At 61.0% G+C, this 18,280-nt stretch carries 15 protein-coding genes; 9 read left to right on the top strand and 6 right to left on the bottom strand.

What is annotated here, in order from left to right:
* Window positions 1-49 precede the first annotated feature (49 nt).
* Entirely contained in the window at window positions 50-2,179 is a 2,130-nt protein-coding gene (gene scpA / locus TG4357_RS05285) for a methylmalonyl-CoA mutase (protein ID WP_058261827.1), read from the top strand.
* Window positions 2,180-2,297: 118 nt separating this feature from the next.
* On the opposite strand, the gene nhaA is transcribed toward scpA, so the two are convergent.
* On the bottom strand, window positions 2,298-3,482 hold the full coding sequence (gene nhaA, locus TG4357_RS05280) for a Na+/H+ antiporter NhaA (protein WP_058261826.1): 1,185 nt from the start codon (window positions 3,480-3,482) through the stop codon (window positions 2,298-2,300).
* 216 nt (window positions 3,483-3,698) lie between these two features.
* Between nhaA and TG4357_RS05275 the strand changes: the two genes are divergently transcribed.
* The 4 genes from TG4357_RS05275 to TG4357_RS05260 all read left to right on the top strand — a co-directional run bounded on the left by TG4357_RS05275 (window position 3,699) and on the right by TG4357_RS05260 (window position 6,451).
* On the top strand, window positions 3,699-4,187 hold the full coding sequence (locus TG4357_RS05275) for a GNAT family N-acetyltransferase (protein WP_058261825.1): 489 nt from the start codon (window positions 3,699-3,701) through the stop codon (window positions 4,185-4,187).
* A gap of 63 nt (window positions 4,188-4,250) precedes the next feature.
* Window positions 4,251-4,934, top strand: coding sequence for a molecular chaperone DjiA (locus tag TG4357_RS05270; protein ID WP_058261824.1), 684 nt, complete (start codon window positions 4,251-4,253; stop codon window positions 4,932-4,934).
* A complete protein-coding gene (locus TG4357_RS05265) occupies window positions 4,934-5,959 on the top strand; it encodes an endonuclease/exonuclease/phosphatase family protein (protein ID WP_058261823.1) in 1,026 nt (341 codons plus the stop codon). The genes TG4357_RS05270 and TG4357_RS05265 overlap by 1 nt, the downstream gene beginning before the upstream one ends.
* 99 nt (window positions 5,960-6,058) lie before the next feature.
* The gene (locus TG4357_RS05260; RefSeq protein ID WP_058261822.1) at window positions 6,059-6,451 is read left to right on the top strand and encodes a hypothetical protein; all 393 of its coding nucleotides are present in this window, start codon (window positions 6,059-6,061) and stop codon (window positions 6,449-6,451) included.
* Between the two features lie 38 nt (window positions 6,452-6,489).
* Here the strand turns inward: TG4357_RS05260 and TG4357_RS05255 are convergent, their stop codons facing one another.
* The 5 genes from TG4357_RS05255 to TG4357_RS05235 form a co-directional block, all read right to left on the bottom strand.
* Window positions 6,490-8,034 (bottom strand): Ppx/GppA family phosphatase, encoded by a 1,545-nt coding sequence (locus TG4357_RS05255; RefSeq protein WP_058261821.1) that lies wholly within the window; start codon window positions 8,032-8,034, stop codon window positions 6,490-6,492.
* Between the two features lie 51 nt (window positions 8,035-8,085).
* Window positions 8,086-10,263: an RNA degradosome polyphosphate kinase gene (locus tag TG4357_RS05250; protein WP_058261820.1), complete on the bottom strand. Its 2,178-nt coding sequence runs from the start codon at window positions 10,261-10,263 to the stop codon at window positions 8,086-8,088.
* 163 nt (window positions 10,264-10,426) lie between these two features.
* Entirely contained in the window at window positions 10,427-11,131 is a 705-nt protein-coding gene (locus TG4357_RS05245; RefSeq protein WP_058261819.1) for a P-loop NTPase family protein, read from the bottom strand.
* On the bottom strand, window positions 11,128-12,192 hold the full coding sequence (locus TG4357_RS05240) for an AI-2E family transporter (RefSeq protein WP_058261818.1): 1,065 nt from the start codon (window positions 12,190-12,192) through the stop codon (window positions 11,128-11,130). Before TG4357_RS05240 ends, TG4357_RS05245 begins: the two co-directional genes overlap by 4 nt.
* Before the next feature lie 153 nt (window positions 12,193-12,345).
* A complete protein-coding gene (locus tag TG4357_RS05235) occupies window positions 12,346-14,100 on the bottom strand; it encodes a pentapeptide repeat-containing protein (protein WP_058261817.1) in 1,755 nt (584 codons plus the stop codon).
* Window positions 14,101-14,252: 152 nt separating this feature from the next.
* Here TG4357_RS05235 and proS point away from each other — a divergent pair, with 152 nt between their 5' ends.
* The 4 genes from proS (at window position 14,253) to TG4357_RS05215 (ending at window position 18,262) form a co-directional block, all read left to right on the top strand.
* Window positions 14,253-15,605 (top strand): proline--tRNA ligase, encoded by a 1,353-nt coding sequence (gene proS / locus TG4357_RS05230; RefSeq protein ID WP_058261816.1) that lies wholly within the window; start codon window positions 14,253-14,255, stop codon window positions 15,603-15,605.
* A 136-nt stretch (window positions 15,606-15,741) separates the two neighbouring features.
* Window positions 15,742-16,230: a DUF2937 family protein gene (locus TG4357_RS05225; RefSeq protein WP_058261815.1), complete on the top strand. Its 489-nt coding sequence runs from the start codon at window positions 15,742-15,744 to the stop codon at window positions 16,228-16,230.
* Window positions 16,231-16,296: 66 nt separating this feature from the next.
* On the top strand, window positions 16,297-17,586 hold the full coding sequence (locus tag TG4357_RS05220) for a lipoprotein-releasing ABC transporter permease subunit (protein WP_058262386.1): 1,290 nt from the start codon (window positions 16,297-16,299) through the stop codon (window positions 17,584-17,586).
* Window positions 17,579-18,262 carry an ABC transporter ATP-binding protein gene (locus TG4357_RS05215; protein WP_058261814.1) on the top strand — a complete coding sequence of 228 codons (684 nt, stop codon included), beginning with the start codon at window positions 17,579-17,581 and terminating at the stop codon, window positions 18,260-18,262. Before TG4357_RS05220 ends, TG4357_RS05215 begins: the two co-directional genes overlap by 8 nt.
* The last annotated feature ends 18 nt before the right edge of the window (window positions 18,263-18,280 follow it).

Below are 18,280 nucleotides of genomic sequence, written 5' to 3'. Positions count from 1 at the left end.
CCCCCTATTGCGTCGCCCCCAAGCGGCGCGCAGACAGAAGGACATGACCATGACCCACAGCAAGGATGATTGGCGCGAACTGGCGGAAAAGGAACTGCGCGGCCGCCCGCTGGACGACCTGACCTGGGACACCCTGGAAGGCATCAAGGTTCAGCCGCTTTATACCGAAGACGATACCGGCGCATTGCCGCATATGGGGTCGCTGCCGGGGTTTGGCCCGTTCACCCGTGGCGTTAAGGCCACCATGTATGCCGGGCGGCCCTGGACCATCCGGCAATATGCGGGGTTTTCCACGGCAGAGGAATCCAACGCCTTTTACCGCCGCAACCTGGCCGCCGGTCAGCAGGGGGTTTCGGTCGCCTTCGATCTGGCCACGCATCGCGGGTATGACAGCGACCACCCGCGCGTGGTCGGCGATGTCGGCAAGGCGGGCGTCGCCATCGACAGCGTCGAAGATATGAAGATCCTGTTCGACGGCATTCCGTTGGACAAGGTGTCAGTGTCGATGACGATGAACGGCGCGGTGATCCCGATCCTGGCCAATTTCATCGTCACCGGCGAAGAACAGGGCCACGACAAGGCCTTGCTGGCAGGCACCATTCAGAATGACATTCTGAAGGAATTCATGGTCCGCAACACCTATATCTATCCGCCTGAACCGTCGATGAAGATCATTTCGGACATCATCGAATACACCTCGAATGAAATGCCGAAATTCAATTCGATCTCGATCTCCGGCTACCACATGCAAGAAGCGGGCGCGAACCTGGTTCAGGAACTGGCTTACACGCTGGCCGACGGGCGCGAATATGTGCGTGCCGCGATCGAAGCGGGCATGGACGTGGACAAATTCGCCGGGCGGCTGTCGTTCTTCTTTGCCATCGGGATGAATTTCTTCATGGAAGCCGCCAAGCTGCGCGCCGCGCGTCTTTTGTGGCACAAGGTGATGACCGAATTCGGGGCGCAGAGCGAACGGTCCAAGATGCTGCGCACCCACTGCCAGACCTCGGGTGTGTCGTTGCAGGAACAAGACCCCTACAACAACGTGATCCGCACCGCCTATGAAGCGATGAGCGCGGTTCTCGGCGGCACCCAGTCGCTGCACACCAACGCTTTGGACGAAGCCATCGCGCTGCCCACCGATTTTTCCGCCCGGATCGCGCGGAACACGCAGCTGATCTTGCAGGAAGAAACCGGCGTGACCAACGTGGTCGACCCGCTGGCCGGGTCCTATTACGTCGAAAGCCTGACTGCGGAACTGGCTGACAAGGCCTGGGCGCTGATGCAGGAAGTCGAAGAAATGGGCGGTATGACCAAGGCGGTGGCGTCGGGCATGCCGAAGCTGCGGATCGAGGAAACCGCTGCCCGCCGTCAGGCAATGATCGACCGCGGTCAGGAAGTGATCGTCGGCGTCAACAAGTACCGCAAGGAAAAAGAAGACCCGATCGACATTCTCGACGTTGACAACGTCGCGGTGCGCGAAAGCCAGATCGCCCGACTGGAAAAGATCCGCAGCACCCGCGACGATGCCGCCTGCACAGCGGCGCTCGAGGAACTCACCCGCCGCGCCAAACAGGGCGGCAACCTGCTCGAAGCGGCGGTCGAAGCCGCCCGCGCCCGGGCAACCGTCGGAGAAATCAGCATGGCTATGGAAAAGGAATTCGGCCGCCACCGCGCCGAGGTAAAGACATTGGCCGGCGTTTACGGCGCGGCCTATGAAGGCGACGAAGGTTTTGCCAAGATCCAGAAATCGGTCGAAGATTTCGCCGAAGAAGAAGGCCGCCGCCCGCGCATGCTGGTGGTCAAGATGGGCCAGGACGGTCATGACCGCGGCGCCAAGGTGATCGCCACCGCCTTTGCCGATATCGGCTTTGACGTCGATGTAGGCCCGCTGTTTCAGACCCCCGACGAGGCCGCACAGGATGCGGTCGACAACGACGTGCACGTGGTCGGCATCTCGTCGCAGGCGGCAGGGCATAAAACGCTGGCACCGCAATTGATCGAGGCGCTGAAGGCCAAGGATGCTGGCGATATCATCGTGATCTGTGGCGGGGTGATCCCGCAGCAGGATTACGACTTCCTGCAAAAGGCCGGGGTCAAGGCGATCTTCGGACCCGGCACCAATATTCCCGAAGCTGCGCAGGATATTTTGCGCCTGATCCGCGCCGCGCGCGGCTGATCGATGGGGAAGGGGGGCTGTCTGCCCCCCACGGCCCTGCTGGCCTCCCCCCGAGGATAGTTTTGAACAGAAGAAGGGCCCGGTGTTTCTGTGACGCGCGGGCCCTTTATATGCGCTGTCAGTCTGCCATTGGCACAGCGGCCGGGGCGTTGCGGCGGCTGGCCAGCGTCAGCGCGACATATCCCAGCACCGCAGACACCACTGATCCCGACAACACGCCCAGCCGGACCTGGTTCATCAGCGCGGCATCGTCAAAGCTCAGCCCGCCGATGAACAACGACATGGTAAACCCGATCCCGGCCAGACAGGAAATGCCATAGATATGCATCCAGTTGGCTTCGCTGGGCATCCGCGCCAGTCCCGATTTGACCATGATGAACGTCACCCCGAACACACCCAGCTGTTTGCCCGCGATCAGGCCAAGCGCGATCCCCATCGGCAAGGGGGCCGCCAGATCGGCCAGGGTGATCCCGGTCAGCACGACCCCGGCATTGGCAAAGGCAAAGATCGGCACGATCAGATAGAGCACATAAGGCGCCAACCCATGTTCCAGCGCGTGCAGCGGGGATTTGCCCCATTTGTCGGTCAGCGGGATACAGAAGGCGGTAATCACGCCCGCCAAGGTCGCATGAACGCCCGATTTCAGCACCAGAACCCACAGGATTGTGCCCAGCAGGATCATCGGCGCGACCCGGTGCTGACCGCGCAGGTTCAGCCAAATCAGCGCCGCCAGCGGCAACAGCGCCAGATACAGGTATTCGATTTTCAGATCGGCGGTGTAAAACAGCGCGATGATCACGATCGCGCCCAGATCGTCAAGGATCGCCAGCGTCAGCAGAAACACCTTGAGAGAGGCGGGCGCGCGGGTGCCCATCAGGGCCAGGATGCCAAGCGCGAAGGCAATATCGGTGGCCGCCGGAATGGCCCAGCCTGACAGGCTTGGCTGACCCCAGTTCAGCGCGGCATAGATCACCGCAGGCACCGCCATGCCACCCACCGCCGCCATCCCGGGCAGCATCACATCCTTGGGATTTTTCAGTTTGCCTTCCAGTATCTCGCGCTTCAGTTCCAGCCCGATCAGGAAGAAGAACACCGCCATCAGCCCGTCATTGATCCACAAGATCAGCGGCTTTGCCAAACCTTCACCGTTCAGCGTGACCGCCAGTTTGGCCCCAAGGAAACTGTCGTAAAATCCGGAAAGCGAAGAATTCGCCACGATCAGCGCGGCAACGGCCGAAAGCATCAGAAGGATGCCGCCAGAGGCTTCATGGCGGAAAAATCGGTCGATGGTTCTAAGCAGCATTGCGTTTCCCTGTTTACGGAGTCAGATTTCCTGACGAAATGGGTTATATTTAGATCGGTTCAAGCGAGCGGAACTGCGGAGCGGGCAAAATGTTGCAATTGGATCACATCGTCGTGTCATCGCAAACTCTGGCAGCGGGGGGCGCCCATGTCGAGACCGGATTGACAGCAAGCCCGCGCTCAGCCCGGCTGGACCCAAAGACAAGGTGATGTTGCAATGACGATCCGCGATGCACGGCCCAAAGATGCCGATGCGGTGGCCGATATCTGGAACCACATCATCCGCGACACTGCGGCGACCTTTACCACACTGGAAAAGACACCGCAGGATCTGATCGCTGATATCGCCGCCAAACAGGCCGAAGGCAAAGCCTTCCTTGTGGTGGAACAGGCCGGGCAGGTGGCAGGCTTTGCCACCTATTTCCAATTCCGGGGCGGTCCGGGGTATCGGCACACGATGGAACACACCATCCATATCGCGCCGCAGGCACAGGGGCAGGGGCTGGGCCGTGACTTGATGATCGCGCTCGAAGATCACGCCCGCGCCACCGGGGTTCATTCGCTGTTCGCGGGCGTCAGCGGCGACAACCCCGGTGGGGTCGGTTTTCATGCCGCGCTGGGTTACCGCGAAATCGCCCGGCTGCCGCAGGTCGGGCGCAAATTCGAGCGCTGGATGGATCTTGTGCTGATGCAGAAAATCCTATGATCCCGGTGCTGCATCTGTTTTATGCGCGATGACTTTTAGGCAGGCGCAGACTAGGATGGCTTCATGTCGATTTGGAGACGCATAGGCGAAGCGATTTCGGCCCTGGCCAGTGGCGAGGGGCTGAGCGCAATCTTTGACCGCTTGCGCACCCCGCCGGAACGCAGCGTCGCCTTTACCATCGCAGTGATCGCCCTGTCGGCCAAGATGGCCAAGGCCGACGGGTTGGTCACCCGCGACGAAGTCAGCGCCATACGCGAAGTGTTCCAGATCGCCCGCGAAGACGAAGCCGGCGCGGCGCGGGTGTTCAACCTGGCCCGCCGTGATGTGGCCGGATTCGAAGATTACGCCCGCCGCATCCGGGCGATGTTCGGCGACGGTCAGGACTGCCTGTGTGATCTGATGGAAGGCCTGTTTCATATTGCCATAGCCGATGGCACCTATCACCCGGCCGAAGACGCCTTCCTGTTGCGAGTGGCGGAAATTTTCGGCATGAGCGAAGCCGAATTTCGCGGGCTGCGCAGCCGTTTCGTGCCCGATGCCGCGCCCGATCCTTACGCGGTGCTGGGCGTGACCCACGACATGCCGGTTGCCGATATTCGCAAACATTGGAAACAACTGGTCCGCGACACCCATCCCGATGCCATGTTGGCGCGTGGCGTCCCGGCAGAGGCTGTCAAGCTGGCGGAAAAACGCATGATCGATTTCAATAACGCTTGGGAAGAAATTGCCGACCGGCAGGAGGCCTGATGCGTATCGCCACCTATAACGTCGAATGGTTCAACAACCTGTTCGACGAATCCGGCGGCCTGCTGGACGATACCCGCTGGTCGGGGCGCCAGGATGTCACCCGGACTCAGCAACTGGCGGCGCTGGGTATCGTGTTCACCGCGATTGACGCCGATGCGGTGATGGTGATCGAAGCACCCGATCACAATGGCAAACGCACCACGGTTCCGGCGCTGGAAAACTTCGCCCGCGCCTTCAATCTGCGCTGCCGCAAGGCGATTGTCGGCTTTCCAAATCATACCCAGCAGGAAATCGCGCTGCTATATGATCCCGACCGGTTGACCGCGTGGCATGATCCATTGGGCGACACCACCGGCAAGAAAGGATCGGAAGGGGCACCGCGCTTTGATGGCGTGTTTCGTATCGATCTGGATATCGACGCGACCGAAGATCTGATCAGTTTTTCCAAACCGCCGCTCGAACTGGGGCTGCGCACGGCGGGCGGGTTCGAATTCCGCATGATCGGTGCGCATCTGAAATCCAAGGCCCCACATGGCGCACATGGCCGCGATGCGATCATGCGGGCGGCCATTTCCAACCGGCGCAAACAACTGGCACAGGCGATCTGGCTGCACCGTCGGATTGAAACCCATCTTCAGGCCGGTGAACCGCTGATCGTGCTGGGCGATCTGAACGATGGTCCGGGGTTGGACGAATACGAAGACCTGTTCGGACGGTCTTCGGTCGAAATCGTGCTGGGCGATTCCGGCGGGCCGCAGCTTTATGACCCGCACGCCCACCGGACGTTAACGGATCGCTGGGCGAATATCAGCACCGCGCGGTTCTATATCGCACCGGAAAAGCGCTATCTTCAGGCGCTGCTGGATTACATCATGGTGTCGCCAGACCTGACCGAACGCAACCCGTCCTGGCGGATCTGGCATCCGTTCGAAGATGCAGGATGTTTCAAGGTGCCGGAACTGTGCGATGCGTTGGTGACAGCATCGGACCATTTCCCGGTGACGCTGGATATCGATCTGGCCTAGCAGCTCTGCAAATGCGCCGCCGGGTTGGAAACGGCTGCAAATGGCCGGAAATTCCTGCGACCTCTAAAAACTTTTGCAAAAACCGGCTATATTAGACCGATGAAACACATTCTGATCACCACCATGACCGCCGCATTCTTGGCTCAGCCGGTTCTGGCCGAAGACCCGGCCCCGCCCGCTGCCGGGGAAGATGACGGTTTTTCGTTGATGGAAGAAGGCGCCAAGCTGTTCTTCAAAGGCATCATGCAGCAAATGGAACCGGCGCTGGACGATTTGCAGCAGCTGACCGAAGACATGGAACCGGCCCTGCGCCAGTTCGCCAAGGAAATGGGCCCGGCGTTGCGCGATCTGATGGAAAAGGTGGATGATATCACGCTCTACCATCCGCCCGAATTGCTGCCCAATGGCGACATCATCCTGCGCCGCAAGCAACCGATGCCGCCCGAACCGTTGCCCGTGCCAGACCCGAATGAGGGCGAAATCGACCTGTGATCTTGCCCGATGCCCGGCCTGAACCAGACCGGCCAGCATCACCGCAGGATCTTGACCTGGGTTTCGGCCTGCAACGAATTGGCCAGCGATTTGAACCGCGCCTGCGCCACTTCACCGAACAAAGGTTCCGAATCCCGCGCCAGGATCAGGCTGAGATGTTTCTTCTTCGGGAACCAGCGCAATTCACCGATCGGCAGTTCCTTCTGGGGCCACAGCATCGCGCCAAAACGCATCGCCTTGCCCAGAATTTCGGCGTCTTTCAATGACTTGTCGTCCAGCAGTCCGAAAATCGGCTCGAATCGCGTTCCCTGCCGTGAATTGCGATAGCGATGCATCAGCGACAGGCCCAGAAACACCCGTTCGGAATGGCGCAACCCGCCCAGATTGGCCCGGGTCACGTTGTCGAAACAGGCCTCGGCGCGGTAATCGGGATGGGCGCGCCAACTGACATCATGCAGCAGGCACGCGGCCTTGATCAGCCGTTTGCGTTCCAGCGGGGCGGATTTGAACAACGGCAGTACGAATTCATACAGGCGGCTGCCAAAACCGGGCAGGCGGGCATCTTTGGCTTCGGAAAAATAGCTTGCCTCGATCAGCGGATCGCGGTCGCGCAGTTTCGTCGGCATCTGCTCATACAGCAGCCCTTCGCGGATACCATAGCTCGACACCGCGATGTCATGCGGCTGAAAGGTCTTGATCACCTGTTTCAGAACTTCGCCCGCCAACGGTACCAGCGCCATCCGTTGGCTCGACACGCCACAGCGTTTGCGCAAAGCGTCGGGATCGTTTTTCGACACATAGTCCAGCGTGGCATTCACCGATTTGCGGGTCATTCGGTATTCGTGCAGCACGTGCAAAGGATACCCGCGCCGTTCCATATCGATCCGGGCAATCGCCCGCCACGATCCACCGACCAGAAACAGCCGGTTGCGTTGCTGCCCCATTTCGTCGGCCAGCGCGGCAACGGTTTCGGACACAAAGGCCCTGCGCCCCTTCTTGCCGCCCGCCACGTCGGTCAGCTTCAGCGGACCCAGTTCGGAGGTCACCCGGCGCATCACGGTGCCGCCGGATATTTCTGCCAATTCCATCGACGACCCGCCGATGTCACAGACCAGCCCATAAGACCCCGGCCAGCCCAGCAACACGCCTTGCGCCGACAACCGGGCTTCTTCCTTGCCATCGATGATATAGATCTGAATGCCGGTTTCGCGTTCCACCTCGGCGACGAATTCCGCCCCGTCTTCGGCTTCTCGCACCGCCGCCGTTGCCACCGCCGTCAGTTGCGGCATATCCATGCCCTCGGCCAATCGCTGGAACCGCCGCATTGCCGCCAGCGCCCGCACCCGGCCTTCTGGATTCAGCCGCCCGGTTTCCGACAGGCCGGCACCAAGCGCACACATGATTTTTTCATTGTAGAAATAGGCGGGCGATCGCGCCGCGCCGTCGAACACCACCATTCGGACCGAATTCGATCCGACATCGATCACCCCAACCCGTGACAACGCCCGTGATTCGGGATCGTTGAACAAGGGCCTGCCAAACGGGCCCCAGTTTTCGTTTGCCGGGGCGCTGGGATCGTCCATAGCGTTCTTCCTTGTGGTCCCCGGCTTTCATGCCCAAGCCGGGGACTGAGGTCAATCGTTGGTGTGGGTCAGCTTCGGTACATCCTTGGCCCCGGCCGATCCACGTCCAGACAGGGATGGGTTTTCCATGAAGAACCTGTGGCAATTGAACGCAAATTCACCTTCGTTCCACTCGGCGCGGTCAAAATGCCCGTCCGGTTTCATCACCCAGCTTTGCGCCACATCGGCCATATTGGCGGCCATGATCTGACTGACGATCTGGGCTTTGACGGTGGGATTCTTGATCTCGATCAGGGTTTCAACCCGCCGGTTCAGGTTGCGTCCCATCCAGTCGGCCGAAGAAATATAAACCCGTGCCTGTTTGCTGGGCAATCCGTGACCGTTGCCGAAACAGGCAATGCGCGAATGTTCCAAGAACCGCCCGACGATGGATTTGACCCGGATGTTTTCGCTCAATCCCTTGATGCCAGGACGAATGCCACAAATGCCGCGGATCACCAGGCTGATCTTCACCCCGGCTTGGCTGGCCTTGTATAGCCCGTCGATGATTTCGGGATCGATGATCGAATTCATCTTGGCCCAGATTTCCGCCGGCCGCCCGGCACGGGCATGTTCGGCCTCTGTTTCGAAACTTTCCAGCAGCCGCTGTTTCAAACCGCTGGGCGAAATCGCCAGATTTTCCAAACCCTCCGGTTCGATATAGCCCGACAGGTAATTGAACACCTTGGTGGCATCGCGGCCCAGGGCGGCGTCGCAGGTGAAGAAACTCAGATCGGTGTAAATCTTGGCGGTGATCGGGTGGTAATTGCCGGTGCCATAATGGGTATACGTCACCAGCTTGTCGTCTTCGCGGCGCACCACGGTGGAAATCTTGGCATGGGTTTTCCAGTCGGTGAACCCGTAGACCACATGCGCGCCCGCACGTTCCAACCGCCGCGATTGTCGGATATTGGCCGCCTCGTCGAACCGTGCCTTCAATTCGACCAGCGCGGTCACCGATTTGCCATCCTCGGCCGCTTCGCACAGGGCCTCGACGATCGGGGAATATTTCGACGTCCGGTACAGCGTCTGCTTGATCGCGACCACATCGGGATCACGCGCCGCCTGTTGCAAGAACCGCACCACCATGTCGAAGGTTTCATAAGGGTGATGCAGCAACATGTCCTTTTGCTTGATCGCTTCGAACATGTCGCCATCGTGGTCCTGCACCCGTTCGGGGACGCGTGGGTTGAAGCTGGGCCACAGCAGATCGGGCCGGTCATCGGTCACCAATTCCTTGACATCGGCAATGCCGATCATGCCATCGACGACAACGATTTCATCCTCGGTGACATGCAATTCTTCCATGATCACCGATTTCAACATGTCCGGGGCGTCGGTTGAAATCTTCATCCGCACCACTTCGCCGCGACGCCGGCGTTTCAGCGCCACTTCGAATTCGCGCACCAGGTCTTCGGCTTCATCTTCGACTTCCAGATCGCTGTCGCGCAGCACCCGAAAGGTACAATGCCCCTTCATCGCATAGCCCGGAAACAGTTCGTCCGCGAACAGCAGCAACAATTCTTCCAGCGGCAGGAACCGATGCCCGCCTTCTGAAATGACAGGCAATTGCACGAACCGGTCGATTTGCTGCGGGATCGGCAGCAGCGTGGTCAGCTGCCGCTTGTCGCTGCGCCGTTCCATCTGCAGCGCCAGCGAAAACCCGGTATTGGGGATGAACGGGAACGGATGCGCCGGGTCCACCGCCAATGGCGACAGGACCGGGAACACCATGTTCAAAAACACGTCCCGCAAGAAGGGCTTGTCTTCCGCTGGCACATCGTTGCGGTCGAGCAGGAAAATGTTTTCCGTCGCCAATTCCTTGCGCAGCAGATCAAAAATGCGCTGCTGTTCCTGCATCAGGTTGCGGGCGTCTTCGTTGATCAATACCAACTGTTCCGCCGGGGTCAGACCATCCTGCGCCGGGATCGTATGGCCTTCGCGTTTCAATTCGCGCAGGCCGGCCACGCGTACGGTATAAAATTCGTCCAGATTGGTGGCCGAAATCGACAGGAACCGGACCCGTTCCAGCAACGGAACGCGGGGGTTTTTGGCTTCTTCCAGAACCCGCCAATTGAAACCCAGCCAGCTGAGTTCGCGGTTGTAAAAGCGGCCCGGTCCGGTGAAATCCAGATCGGGAAGCGTGACGGGCTCATCAAATGGAGCCTTGAGAAAATCTGCTTGTTTCATAGGGTGCTTATGCTTGGATCATGTGACGCTGTGGTGACAGACTCTGCCCGTGTGACGGTTGATTGTCCAGCGTGCCAACCACCGCGTCGCGCGATCCGATTTGAGGCATCAACTTGCTTGTGCCACAAGATCGCCGCCGCAGTTCAACCTCGGCCCCGGGGGGTCACGATTGGCCCATGTCCAGCAGGTCGGGCAATTCGCTTTGCCCCATCACCTCTGCCGCCAGCGGCCGGGTGACGGGGCGTTTTTGGGCCAATGCTTCGCGGTCGATCCGCGCCACCAGATCGCGGGCGGCATCCAGCGATCGATCCATCCGCGCCACCAGATAGGCAACGGTTTCCGGCCCCGGCATTAATTGGCGGTCGGCAAACAGCTTGGCCACCACCGCCGCCAGCAGCCGGTCGTCGGGTTGATCCAGCGTTACCGCCTGGGTGCCCATCATCCGGCTGGCCAGATCGGGCAGGCTCAACCGCCACAGATGCGGTTCGCGCGCTGCGGTGACCAGCAGGAAATGCCCCTCGGCCAGAACCAGATTATGCAGGTGAAACAGCGCTTCTTCCGCGGCGCGATTGCCGGAGATCTTGTCGACATCCTCGACCACCACCGGACCCTGCGCCAGTGCCGGAATATCGGCCCCCGCCAGATCTGCGGCGGACACGATCCGCGCCCCGCTGGCGGCCGCCCAGACATGGGCCAAGTGGGTTTTGCCCGCCCCGGCCGGGCCGATCAGCGCCAATTTGCGCCCGGCCCAGTCACGCCAGCCCTCGATCAGCACCACCGCCATCGCGTTGGCGGGCGAAACGAAAAAATCGTCACGCCCCAGCGCAGGCCGCACCGGCAGGTTGAAAATCAGCTGTCGGCTGGTCACTTATCCGGCCCGCTATGGCCGCGATAAAGTCGGCCATCCTTGTAATTCTCGATGCCAAATCGGGTGATGACGCCCAATGCAGCGGCCACCGGCACCGCCACCAACATGCCGACAAAACCGAACAAGGTGCCGAACACCGACAGTGCAAAGATCAACCAGACCGGATGCAACCCGACCGAACTCCCGACCAGTTTCGGGGTCAGGATATTGCCCTCGGCTACCTGTCCAAGCACGAAAATCCCGACGACCAACCCGATCGACAACCAATCGCCCCAGAATTGAAACAGCGCCAACCCGATGGCCAGCACGCCGCCGACAAAGGCCCCGACATACGGAATAAAGGTCAGCACCCCGGCGACAAATCCCACCACCAGTCCGAATTGCAGTCCCACCAACATCAGCGCAACCGCGTAATAGCTGCCCAAAATCAGGCAAACAGTGCCCATGCCGCGAATGAAGCTGGCAAGGGTCTTATCGATTTCACCGGCCACCCGTCGCACCACCGGGGCATGATCGCGCGGCAATAACCCGTCGACCTTGGCCACCATATTGTCCCAGTCATACAGCAGGTAAAACGCCACCACCGGCACGATCACCAGCAACATCACCACGTTGATGATCGACATTGCCGAACTCAGCAGCGTGTTCAGCAATTCGCCGCCCTTCGACTTGATCGTTTCCCCTACCTGGATCAACGATTGATACAGCGTCGAATTTTCATCCATCAAATCGGGGAATTTACCGGTCAGGAAACTGCGCAGATCGTTGAACAGATCGGGCACCGTGTTGAACAGCGAAATCGATTGCTGGATCAGCGATGGCAACACCAGCAGGACCAGAAGCACGAAAATCAAAATGGCGAAAATGGTGATGATCGCGGTCGCCACCGCGCGCGAACAGCCCATCCGTTCCAACCGGTCCGCGACCGGGTCCAGGAAATAGGCCACCGCCCCGCCCAGCACAAAAGGCAGCATCACATCGCCCAGGACCCAAAGCACCAGCGCGAAAACCGCCGCCGCGACGCCCCAGTATTTCACCTGTTCCTGAACCGGCAAAGCCATTGCAATTCCCTCGTTTCGACCCCCTCTATGTCGTCTGTCGCGACATTTTGTGCAAGACCGTTTTAGACCGCAGGCCGTGCGCCGCCGGTGTGCAAATCCCTTGGCAGCGGTCTTGACCGGCCCGGTATTGCCTTGTTTGTCGTTTTGCCGGGCTCAAGTGCCGGGTGGCGGTGGCGGGGTGTAGGCGTCGGGTCGGTTCTGCCAGACATTCCATTGGGTGGGGAAATCGTTGCCATCGCTGACCGCGACCGGCAGCGCCCAATTGGGCCAGTGTTCTGGCCGATTGATCCGGGCATGGCCGGTGCTGCATGGCAAGGTGACGGTGGCATCGCCAAAGGTGGACAGCAGCTGTTCGGACGAAATCTTCACATCTGCGAAATCGACTTCCTTCATCGCCGCACCAATCATGCTTGCCGCATTCAGCGATGTGCCCGCATCCATCCGGGTGCGGATGACATAGGCCCCCTCCATCCGCGCCCCGCGCAGATCGGCCCCTTCCATCTGGGTTTCGAACAGGCTGGCGCGCTGCAACTGCGATTCGAACAGGTTGGCCCATGCCATCCGGGTCCCGAACAGGCTGGCCCCGTCCATATGCGCCCGGGTCAGGTTTGCCCCCAACATCCGCGCCTCGCCGAAATCGGCCCCGTCCAGCCGCGCCGCCCGCAAATCGGCCCCTTCCAACCGGGCCCGGTACAACAACGCGCCTTCCATCCGCGCCTCGGTCAGCAGCGCGCCTTCCAAACGCGCCCGCCTCAGGTAAGCGCCTTCCATCTTCGTTTCCAACAGCCGTGCGCCTTGCAGACGGGCCGCGTAGAGGTTCGCCCCGGTCATCCGCGCCGTCGCTAACCGGGCCCCTTCCAGCCGCGCTTCGGCCAGGTTGGCCCCCTCCATCCGCGCCCCTTCCAGCCGCGCCCCGCATAACAGCGCCGCCGACAGGTTGGCCCCTTGCAGGTTGGTGTTGCTCAGGTCCGGCCGGTACCCGTCATAGGCCCAGATCACTTCCCGCCAGCCGGTCAATCGGTGCTGGAAGGATTTGAATTCCTCGGCCGTCACCCCGTCTTCCAACGCAGTCTGCGGCAAGAGCGGCAAGGGTTCGCTGTCGAAAACCCAATCTGCCGTGCCGGGGGCGCCATCGCCCCAATCCGCTTCGGCCTGACGCTGGGCCGGGGTGCGCTGGGTCACGATGTTCAGCGCCATCTGGATATCCACTCGCGGCACCGGCAGCGACCGGGCCCAATCGCGGGCATTGCCGTTGTGCGTGTCGGCAAACCGTGCCTGGCGCCACATTTCATGGTTCTGCCGCGCCGCGCTTTCGGCGTCGTCTGGCAATGCCGGCCAGTCGGATAGAGGGAAATCCCGCGCCGTGCTGGCCGGGGCGTTCTGACGGATATAGGCACACAGGATTTCCATCACCCGGACATGATCGCGGCCCTTGTCATATAGCGTCGAATCCTGCGCGATCCGTTCCAGGGTCAACAATCCCCCGGTTCGGATTTCGATGTTCGGAATGGTCGTTTCAACCGTCTGCGGATTTCCCCGCGCATCCGTCGCGGCAATCCGCACGGTTTTTTCCGCCCCCAACTGGTTCAGTGCGTGCAGAATGCGGTCGGTGATCTGGCCTTCTTTTTGAAACTTGAACAGCCGGTTGCGGATCGACATCGACCAAATCAGGTACGGCGCTGCGATGCAGGCGGCGATCACGATACCCGCATCCGCGGCCGCCCCGGTCCGGCCCAGAATGGCGCGTCCTAAAACGACCGTGGCAGCGATCAGCGCCATCCCCCCGAACAGCGCCAGCATCCCCGCGATGCTCCGGCCAAGCGGACGCGCCAGTTTCCAGCGTGGCGCATCAGTCAGGCCGAACCAATCGATCATATCTGTGGGCGGGGGGCGGTTGTTTTCTGTCATGATGCAGACTGCGTAGCAAAATCAACTTGCCAAAAACTTAATATGCGCCGATGCGATACCGACCGCCGGGTCGGTTCAACGGGCTTGTCTGCCGGCCCGTCACCTTCTAAACCGTCGGTCAACTCGATTTTTCAAGCCCAAAGGGGTCCCCCATGCGTCTGTCGCGCTATTTCCTGCCCGTTCTGAAAGAAAACCCGTCCGAAGCGCAGATCGTCAGCCACCGGCTGATGTTGCGCGCCGGCATGATCAAACAGGCCAGCGCCGGGATCTATGCCTGGCTGCCCTTGGGCTTCAAGGTGCTGCGCAAGCTCGAAAACATCGTACACGAAGAACAAGTGCGCGCCGGTCACATCCCGATGCTGATGCCGACGCTGCAATCGGCCGACCTGTGGCGCGAATCTGGCCGCTATGATGGCTACGGCGAAGAAATGCTGCGGATGCAGGACCGGCATGGCCGTGACATGCTGTATTCGCCCACCGCCGAAGAAATGTTCACCGACGTGTTCCGCGCCAATGTGAATTCCTACAAGGACCTGCCGCTGACCCTGTATCAGATCCAGTGGAAATTCCGCGATGAAATCCGCCCGCGTTTCGGCGTGATGCGGGGCCGTGAATTCCTGATGAAGGACGGTTATAATTTCGACCTCAGCAAAGAAGACGCGCTGCACGCCTATAACCGCCACCTGGTCAGCTACCTGCGCACCTATGAACGGATGGGGCTGCAGGCGATCCCGATGCGCGCCGACAGCGGCCCGATCGGCGGCGATTACACCCATGAATTCCTGGTGCTGGCCGATACTGGCGAATCCGAAGTATTCTATGACAGCGAAATCACCGATCTGACCTTCGGCGACCGCGACATTGATTTTGACAGCGTCGAACAGTGTCAGGCGGTTCTGGAAGAATTCACCTCGCGCTATGCCCGCACCGATGAAACCCATGACGAAGCCCTGTTCGCCGAAGTCCCCGAAGACCGCCGCCGCACCGCGCGCGGCATCGAAGTCGGGCAGATCTTCTATTTCGGCACTCAATATTCCGACGCGATGGGCGCCGCCGTGCAGGGCCCCGACGGCAAGCCGGTTTCGATCCATATGGGCAGCCACGGCATCGGTGTGTCGCGTCTGCTGGGCGCGATCATCGAAGCCAGCCATGACGAAAACGGCATCATCTGGCCCGAAGGCGTGACCCCGTTCCATGTCGGCATCGTCAACCTGAAACAAGGCGATGAAGAGGCCGACAGCGCCTGCGAAGCGCTGTATGACAGCTTCACCGCCGCCGGTCTGGACCCGCTTTACGACGACCGCAAGGAACGCGCCGGCGGCAAGTTCGCCACCATGGACCTGATCGGCCTGCCCTGGCGCATCACCGTCGGCCCGCGCGGGCTGAAAAACGGCGTGGTCGAACTGACCAGCCGCCGCACCGGCGAATCCGAAGAACTGCCGCCCGAACAGGCGGTGGAAAAGATCATTCAGATCTACGCCAAGCATCGCGTGACCGGGCTCTGATCCCGTTCCCTGTTCCGCATACACTCAAAACAGCCCGGCCAATTGGGAAATGGCCGGGCTGTTTTCGTCTGGCAAAACGGGTGCCACAAACTGGCGCATGCTGCTAAACTGGGGCAAAGACTAAGGGCAGGGCGGCATGGTTCTACGCATTCTTACAGTGGCGGGCGGAATTGCCGGGGCGGCGGCGCTGTCGCAATTTCCCGAATATTCCCAACAATATACCCAACGGCTGGGCGGTGCGGTGGATGAACTGTCCCGCGTCGTGGCCGATTTCGATACCTCGGCCCAAGCCGCCGGGCTCAGCCGCGATAAGGCGCTCGAACTGATGACCGGCAGCGATTTCGTCACCCGCCGCCGCGTCGATATGGAACGCTCCATCGCCCGGCATCAGCGGCTCGCTGCCGATCTGGCCGCACTGGACGGGGCCGGGCCGTTCATGCGTGCCTATCATCTGGGTCATATCCGCGATGGCGATATCGCCGCGCGGGCCTGGCAGGCCTATCAACCCGCCCTGCCGCTGACGCTGGAAGGCGGGATCTTCGCCGGGGCGGGGTTTTTCAGCGGGTTTGGGCTGTTGGCCGGGCTGCTGGCGCTGTTGCGCGCCCCGTTCCGCCGCCGTCCGTAACTTGAAACTTGACCTGCGGCCATCGCTGGGCCACCTCTGACACAACAAAAAAACAAGGGCCGGATGATGGCGGGCAGCACAGCACCTTTTGCACCTTTCGAATGGATGATCGCCTGGCGTTACCTGCGGGCACGCCGCGCCGAAGGCGGGGTCAGCGTGATGACCTGGATTTCGCTGATCGGTATCACGCTCGCGGTCTTCGCGCTGATTGCCACGCTGGCGGTGCGCTCGGGGTTTCGCGCCGAATTCGTTGATACCATTCTGGGCGCCAACGCCCATGCCACCGTCTATACCATCGGCACCGTCGATCCGGTGACAGGCCGGATCGATCAGACCATCGCCGATTATACCGGCATGGCCGACCGGCTGCGCCAGGTGCCCGGCGTCACCCGCGTGGCACCATTGGTCAAGGGACAGGTGATGGCCAATGCCCGCGACCGCAATGCCGGGATCGAAGTCTACGGCATCGCGCTTGACGATCTCAAAACCATCCCCCGCATTGTGGCCGAAGACACCGGGCGCGGCGATATCAGCCGGTTCGCCGACGGCATCGCCATCGGCTCGGGCGTGGCCCGCGAATTGGGGGTCACGCTGGGCGACAAGGTCAAGCTGATCTCGCCCAACGGGGTCAAGACCGCCTTTGGCACTTCGCCGCGGGTCAAGGCGTTCGAGGTCGTCTATATCTTCTCCGCCGGGCGCTATGACATCGACCGGGTCCGGGTCTACATGCCCTTCGTTCAGGCCCAAAGCTATTTCAACCGCGAAGGCACCGCCGATGAAATGGAAGTGATGCTGTCGGATCCCGAAAAGGTCGACAATCTGACCCTTGAATTGCTGCGCGCGGGCGGTGCGGGCACCCAGGTCTGGACCTGGCGCGACGCCTCGGGCGGCTTCCTGCGGGCGCTCGATATCGAAGATAACGTGATGTTCGTGATCCTGTCGATCCTGGTGCTGATCGCGGCGATGAACATCGTGTCCGGCCTGATCATGCTGGTGAAAAACAAGGGCCGCGATATCGGCATATTGCGCACGATGGGGCTGACCGAAGCCTCGGTGCTGCGGGTGTTTTTCATCTGCGGTGCCTTTACCGGGCTGATCGGCACGGTGTTTGGCGTGTTGCTGGGCTGCCTGTTCGCGGTCTATATCGACCCGATCTTTTCGCTGGTGAATTACGTTTCCGGTGGCGGTGTCTGGGACCCGGCGGTGCGCGGCATCTACCACTTGCCGGCGAAGCTGCAACTGGGCGACGTGCTCAGCGCGGTGTCGCTGTCGCTGGGGTTAAGCTTTGTCGTCACCATCTTTCCAGCCCGCCGCGCGGCGCGGATGAACCCGGTAGAGGCGCTGCGCTATGAATAAACCCGCCCTGATCCTGTCCGGCCTGACCAAGACCTATAATCAGGGCCTGCCCGGCGCGGTCGACGTGCTGCGCGGGATCGACCTGACCATCGCGCATGGCGAAGTGGTCGCGCTGGTCGCCCCGTCGGGCGGGGGCAAATCGACCCTGTTGCATATTGCCGGGCTGCTGGACACGCCCGATACCGGAACGGTGCAGATCTGCGGCAAGGACATGACCGGGCTGCCCGACCGAAAACGCACCGCCGCGCGGCGCGAAGATGTCGGCTTCATCTATCAATTCCACCACCTGCTGCCGGAATTCACCGCGCTGGAAAACGTGGTGCTGCCGCAGCTGGCCAATGGCTGCAACCGGGACGAAGCGACATTGCGGGCGGGCGATCTGTTGTCCCGGGTCGATATTGGTGATCGTGCCGATCACCGTCCGGCGGAATTATCGGGCGGCGAACAACAGCGGGTGGCGTTCTGCCGGGCGCTGGCCAATGAACCCAGCCTGCTGCTGGCCGATGAACCGACCGGAAATCTGGACCCGGGCACCTCGGATCAGGTGTTTGAAACCCTGATGGAATTGGTGCGCTCCACCGGCATGTCGGCGCTGATCGCCACCCATAACATGGACCTGGCACAGCGGATGGACCGGGTGTTGCGGCTGGAAAAGGGCAAGCTGGTGGCGGGCTGATCCGCCGCGGCGATCTGT

It is taken from the genome of Thalassovita gelatinovora (assembly GCF_001458355.1).
GTDB classification, from domain to species: Bacteria; Pseudomonadota; Alphaproteobacteria; order Rhodobacterales; family Rhodobacteraceae; genus Thalassobius; species Thalassobius gelatinovorus.
This window is presented reverse-complemented; position numbering and strand designations above follow the sequence as displayed.

Bases quoted from the DNA above. Each gene is read 5' to 3' on its own strand.
- scpA (WP_058261827.1), top strand. From the start codon at position 50: ATGACCCACAGCAAGGATGATTGGCGCGAACTGGCGGAAAAGGAACTG.
- nhaA (WP_058261826.1), bottom strand. From the start codon at position 3,482: ATGCTGCTTAGAACCATCGACCGATTTTTCCGCCATGAAGCCTCTGGC.
- TG4357_RS05275 (WP_058261825.1), top strand. From the start codon at position 3,699: ATGACGATCCGCGATGCACGGCCCAAAGATGCCGATGCGGTGGCCGAT.
- TG4357_RS05270 (WP_058261824.1), top strand. From the start codon at position 4,251: ATGTCGATTTGGAGACGCATAGGCGAAGCGATTTCGGCCCTGGCCAGT.
- TG4357_RS05265 (WP_058261823.1), top strand. From the start codon at position 4,934: ATGCGTATCGCCACCTATAACGTCGAATGGTTCAACAACCTGTTCGAC.
- TG4357_RS05260 (WP_058261822.1), top strand. From the start codon at position 6,059: ATGAAACACATTCTGATCACCACCATGACCGCCGCATTCTTGGCTCAG.
- TG4357_RS05255 (WP_058261821.1), bottom strand. From the start codon at position 8,034: ATGGACGATCCCAGCGCCCCGGCAAACGAAAACTGGGGCCCGTTTGGC.
- TG4357_RS05250 (WP_058261820.1), bottom strand. From the start codon at position 10,263: ATGAAACAAGCAGATTTTCTCAAGGCTCCATTTGATGAGCCCGTCACG.
- TG4357_RS05240 (WP_058261818.1), bottom strand. From the start codon at position 12,192: ATGGCTTTGCCGGTTCAGGAACAGGTGAAATACTGGGGCGTCGCGGCG.
- TG4357_RS05235 (WP_058261817.1), bottom strand. From the start codon at position 14,100: ATGACAGAAAACAACCGCCCCCCGCCCACAGATATGATCGATTGGTTC.
- proS (WP_058261816.1), top strand. From the start codon at position 14,253: ATGCGTCTGTCGCGCTATTTCCTGCCCGTTCTGAAAGAAAACCCGTCC.
- TG4357_RS05225 (WP_058261815.1), top strand. From the start codon at position 15,742: ATGGTTCTACGCATTCTTACAGTGGCGGGCGGAATTGCCGGGGCGGCG.
- TG4357_RS05220 (WP_058262386.1), top strand. From the start codon at position 16,297: ATGGCGGGCAGCACAGCACCTTTTGCACCTTTCGAATGGATGATCGCC.
- TG4357_RS05215 (WP_058261814.1), top strand. From the start codon at position 17,579: ATGAATAAACCCGCCCTGATCCTGTCCGGCCTGACCAAGACCTATAAT.